At 70.4% G+C, this 4,859-nt stretch carries 5 protein-coding genes; 1 reads left to right on the plus strand and 4 read right to left on the minus strand.

Features of this window, described 5'->3' with window-relative positions; genetic code table 11:
- From HMPREF3086_RS03640 to HMPREF3086_RS03655, 4 genes are all read right to left on the minus strand, one after another.
- Positions 1-453 (minus strand): SRPBCC family protein (locus tag HMPREF3086_RS03640; RefSeq protein ID WP_246830891.1); only part of this gene is annotated, 453 nt, incomplete at its 3' end.
- Between the two features lie 34 nt (positions 454-487).
- Complete coding sequence (locus tag HMPREF3086_RS03645; RefSeq protein WP_061916620.1) at positions 488-1,702, minus strand: alpha/beta hydrolase; 1,215 nt, start codon at positions 1,700-1,702, stop codon at positions 488-490.
- 37 nt (positions 1,703-1,739) lie between these two features.
- Positions 1,740-2,690 (minus strand): PspA/IM30 family protein, encoded by a 951-nt coding sequence (locus HMPREF3086_RS03650; RefSeq protein ID WP_061230085.1) that lies wholly within the window; start codon positions 2,688-2,690, stop codon positions 1,740-1,742.
- Positions 2,691-2,728: 38 nt separating this feature from the next.
- Positions 2,729-4,180 (minus strand): hypothetical protein, encoded by a 1,452-nt coding sequence (locus HMPREF3086_RS03655; protein WP_061230086.1) that lies wholly within the window; start codon positions 4,178-4,180, stop codon positions 2,729-2,731.
- A gap of 427 nt (positions 4,181-4,607) precedes the next feature.
- Between HMPREF3086_RS03655 and HMPREF3086_RS03660 the strand changes: the two genes are divergently transcribed.
- On the plus strand, positions 4,608-4,859 hold a 252-nt coding region (locus HMPREF3086_RS03660), incomplete at its 3' end, for a hypothetical protein (protein WP_210401830.1).

Genomic DNA, 4,859 nt, shown 5'->3' on the forward strand with positions numbered 1-4,859 from the left:
CACTAGCAACCCACTACGACACGATGGGGTTCCAACTCGTCTAGCCGCGGAGAGGGGGGGGGCGCCGGGCGGCTTACAACTAGCCGCCGAGCAGCGCCCGGTAGTGCTCGGACAGGCCGGGGTGATAATCGGGGAGATGACGACCTCGTCGTCGTCCCCCTCGATACGGACGGTGAGCACCCACCCGTCGGGGGCGGTGGTGACGACGACGAGGTGAGGCGCCTCGCACCGCACGATCCCCACCGGCACGACGGGCGCGCCGTCCTCGGCGATCATCGTCAGCTCCACGGTGCCCGTCGCCGGGTCGCCCGACCACGGACCGATCCACGGCGCGGTGCGGGCCGGATCGGTGACCGCCGCCCACGCCTCCTCGACGGACAGCGGCAGCCGGCGAGGGAACACGACCGCCCCGGTGGGGGAGAGGTATCCGGAGGCCTTCGGCGTGGTGGGCATGGCGACTCCTCGCGGCGGTGGGGCGCCGCGGCGGTCAGCGCAGCGCCGGCATCAGCGTATCGCGCATCGGGGCCACGAAACGGCCGAAGTTGTCCCAGTTGTGCAGGCCGGTGGGCAGGTAGTCGATCCGCGCGTCGATGCCGAGCTCGTCGAGCCGCCGGTCCATCTCCACGGTGCAGGCGTGCGTGGCGATCTCCAGGCCGGCCCCCTGGGTGAAGCGCAGCAGGTCGCGGCCGTTGCGGTCCCACTCGGTGGCGTCGGGCATACCGGTGGCGGTGGCGAAGTACAGGGCTTTGCCCTCGAGCTGGTCGGCGTTGAGGAGGCCGTCGTTGGCGAGGTAGGCGGGGTCGGTGCGCGGGCCCCACATGTTGGCGATGTCGCCGCCGCGGGTCTCGGCGACGATCTTGGCGAGGATGAACCCGAGGTCGTCGCGCGCGGTGTAGCAGCCGGCGATCGCACCCACGGCCTGGTACAGGTCGGGGCGACGCTCGGCGATGGTCACGGCACTGGCCGCGCCCATCGAGAGTCCGGCCATGCCGCGCTTGCCGTTGAAGGGGATGTCCCCGGCCTCGAGCAGCGGTGGCAGTTCCTCGGTGAGGAAGGTCTGCCACTTGTTGCGGCTGAGGACCGGGTCGTCCCGCTGCCAGTCGGCGTGGAGCGAGCCGTCGGCGCGGGCGGGCATGACGAGCGTGACGTGCTCGCCTGCGAAGACCCGGTCGACGCCGCCCGGCAGGAGCCACCCGCTGGGTGAGGGCGAGTCCACGCCGTCGAGTAGGTAGAGCATGGGAGCAGGCGCAGTGGAGGCCGGACGCCAGATCTCCACCGGCAGCACGCGGTTCATCGACTCGGAGGCGACCCACCAACGCTCGAATCGGGGGTCGCCGCCGGCGACCAGCTGGTCACCGATGTCGACCCGGCGCACCTCGGATTCGGTGACGGTCTCGGCCTCCATCCCGATCGGAGGGGTGGCGGAGGTGTTCTGTGAGCCCGTGCCCAGCGGTGGGAGGGTTCCCGACCCCACCAGCGAATCCGTGCCGGTGGAGCCCGTGGAGCCGACGGTCGCCGAGCCGGCGGCCGCGCTGGACGGGTCGACGCTGCCTCCCGCCGAGCCCATCACCGACCCGATATCCGGACCCGCGGACCCGGGCAGTGACTGCGCACCGGCCGGGGCCACGGCCCCGGCGATCAGGGTCGCGGCCAGTGCGGGCACGAGGAGGGGCAGGGCGAGCGGCGAGCGATGTCGGGGCACCGCTCAACGATAGATCGCCGAACCGCGGGGCGGGGAGTTACTCCCTGGTGTCGCGTGGCAACGTCGGCCCCGAGAGGTCCTCGGGGCCCGGTTGATCGGTGGCCTCGTCGGGATTGCGCGGGGCCTCGGGGTTCGCCTGCTCGGCCGCCCGCGCCGGCTCGGCCTGACCGGTCTGGCCGGCCGGCTCGGTCTGACCGGCATGTCCGCCGCCGTCCGTCAACTGACGATCGGCGCCGGCGCCGGCGCCGGCGTCGGACCCGGACGACAGGCCCATTGACGCACGGATCTGCTCGAGCTTGGACTTACCCTCCGACTCCCGGGTGAAGGCGGCGGCGTCGAGTTGGGCGGTGGAGGGGGCGCCGGTGGCCTCGGCCAGCTCCTGCTTGCCGAGCGCGGTGGTGTAGCGGCCCTCGATCTTGGCGCGGATCTCGTCGAAGGTCGGGGAGTTGCCGCCGCCGGCGCCCTGCAGTGAGGCCATGGACTCGGTGGAGCGGTGCTGCATCTCGGCCTGGGTGGCCTGCAGCAGCAGCTGGTCCTCCTGCGCGAGCGTCTCGCGCAGCCGGTGCTCGGATTCCTTGACGGCCTGCTTGGCCTGTTCGGAGGCCTGGACGGCCTGGCCGTGGAGCTGGCGGGTGTTCTCCAGGTCCTGCTCCAGCGCCACGAGGCGGCCGGCGAGCTGCTCGGCCTGGGCGTCGAACTGCTGGGCCCGGGCGGTGTCGCCTTCGGCGCGCGCCTGCTCGGCGACCTGGAGGGTCTGGCGGATCTGGCCCTGCACCTCGTCGAGCTGGCGGGCCTTGGTGCCCATGGCGATCTCGAGCTGCTTGGCGTTGCCGATCACCGCGGCGGCCTGGTCGGCTACGGACTTGTGCTGCTGCCGGGCGTTGCTCATGGCCTGGTGGACGAGCACTTTGGGGTCCGCGTTGTCGTCGACCGATTTGTCCAGCGAGGCCTTGAGGTAGTTCCAGCCTTTGGAGAACGGGTTAGGCATGGCGGGGTCCTTTTGTCGGCGACGGCGAAGGTGCGTTTCTACCTCTTGACGGTACCGATCAGCGCGGCCACCGGCAGGGCTGTCCGCGGAAGGTAGGGCTGACGCCACAATCCACCGGACGCGGCGCCGGACGACTCGTGCTGCCACTGCACGTCGACCTGCGGGCGCCCCACGTGGAGGTCGTGGACCATGAGCGCCGCGAGCAGGGCGGAGGAGGTGTCGGGCTCGAAGATCTCGATGCCGAAGGCATGGGCGCCCTTGTAGGTGTTGGCGAGGATCTTGTTCTTGGTGACCGAGTAGGTGTCGGTGGCGGGGGCGACGTTGACGGAGACGGTGTGGCCGTCGGCGAACGCGCTGGTGGCGCGCCAGCGCTGGACGCGCTTGGCGAGGGTGTAGTTGGGGCCCTGCTGGGGGACGAGCGCGTCATGGACGGCGGGCCCCTGGCCTGCGGGGTAGTTGCGGCAGAACAGCTTGTGGCGGGTCAGCGCGCCGACGACTCGCTTGACGTCGGTGATCCTCCGGGAGGCGAGGGCTGCCGTCGAGGCCTCGCGGACGTCGGCGGGGACGACGAACGTGTCCATCGGGGTGGCGAGGTAGGCCAGCGCGGTGGCGGTGTTGTCGCCGAGGAGGTCGACGACGAGTGCGTCGGCCGCGGACGAGAGCTGGACGTGGGTTCCGCCGTCTGCGTAGAAGTAGCTGCCCACGGTGAGCGGTGCGGGGGCGGCGGCCCGGGCCCACGCGGCCAGCTCGGGGAGCTGGGTGAGCAGGTCGATGCCGGGGCGGCCGTCGGCGTCGGTGGGGATGTGCAGGCGGCCGGCGAAGGTGGAGGCCTCGGCGCGGAAGCGGTCCCATGCGGGGCTCGACGGGAGGTCGACGCCCAGTACGTCGGCGCCCCACTGCAGGAGGCGTCGGGCGGGGCCCATCTCGGAGCCCAGGCCCAGAACGAGCATTGCGCGGCCGGGGAGCGAGAGCCACTCGGGGTTGTCCTGGACGAGTTTGAGGGCGTCGGCGCAGCTGGGTTCGATGACGCCGGCCGCGACCCACTTGTCGAGGCGGGCGCGGAGGAGGTCGCCGGTCAGTTCTTCGCCGCGGTAGGGGATGGAGAGTTCGCGGGCGGGGGTCGCCGTGCCCTGGATCGTCTCGGTTCCGGGCGTGGAGGTGGGGGTGACGACGGCGAGGTAGTCCGTCATCGGTGTCTCCACCAGTTGGCCGTCCTTCTCGTGGACGCCGACCATCCGGGACTGCAGCGACTGGAGGGCGGCGCGTGCGACGCCGTCCCAGGCGGCGGGGTCGGTGACGCCGACCCGGACGAGTTCGGTGAAGGGTTCGATGTAGCCCTTGCGCCAGTCCTTGATGCGGTGGACGCGCTCGGCCGCGGCGGGGTCGACGGTGGCGAGTGCGTCGGCGACGACTTGCTTGGCCAGACGGCCGGTGGAGCGGTTTCCGTCGGAATCGGTGGGGAAGAGGACTCCGGTCGTGCTCGGTGCCATGACGCTCCTGGTTCTCGGGGATAGCAATACGAGGTTAGCCTCAACTTTTGCTGTCGTGGGGCGCGCGGGGCGGTTCCAGGTGGCGGATCCGGCATTCAGGGGCGAAGTAGTGAGGAAACTCACTGAGCGAGTTACACGGCAAATAAATAAGCGCCGTTTCACTTGTTAGGTGAAACGTAAGACGAGGTAGTCGGCCGATAACCGTTGTGCGACTTCGGGGACGCCGCCTACCTGCGCCGCTGCCCCTTGCGTTACGTAGCCCCTCAAACTGTTCCAGCCAAGCATTCCCTGTAACACGACTTTGAAATGCCCCGATAGAGTGATGACACGATCCGAAGGCGGTGGCCAAGGCCACATGCCGGACCGGGTGGCGTGGGGGAGTTAATGCCCGTCGCCGGGTCGTCAACCACTAAGGAAGGCAACTCCTATGAAGAACCAGAAGCGGATGATCGCGGTCATCGCGGCCTCCGGGCTAGCGCTCGGCTCCATGCCGGGTGTTGCCAACGCGCAGAGCGTTGAGATCGGCATCGGTGTCAGCGCCGTAGTGGGCTCTGTCGCGCTCGGCGCTGCGCTCGGTTCGACCGGGGACGTGGACTCGTCCGGCGGTACCGGCTCCGATCAGTTGACGGGGTCGCTGGACAAGCTCACGACGGGTTCCGGTTCGGGTTCGAAGGACGCG

It is taken from the genome of Dietzia sp. HMSC21D01 (assembly GCF_001815995.1).
Classification (GTDB): Bacteria; Actinomycetota; Actinomycetes; order Mycobacteriales; family Mycobacteriaceae; genus Dietzia; species Dietzia cinnamea.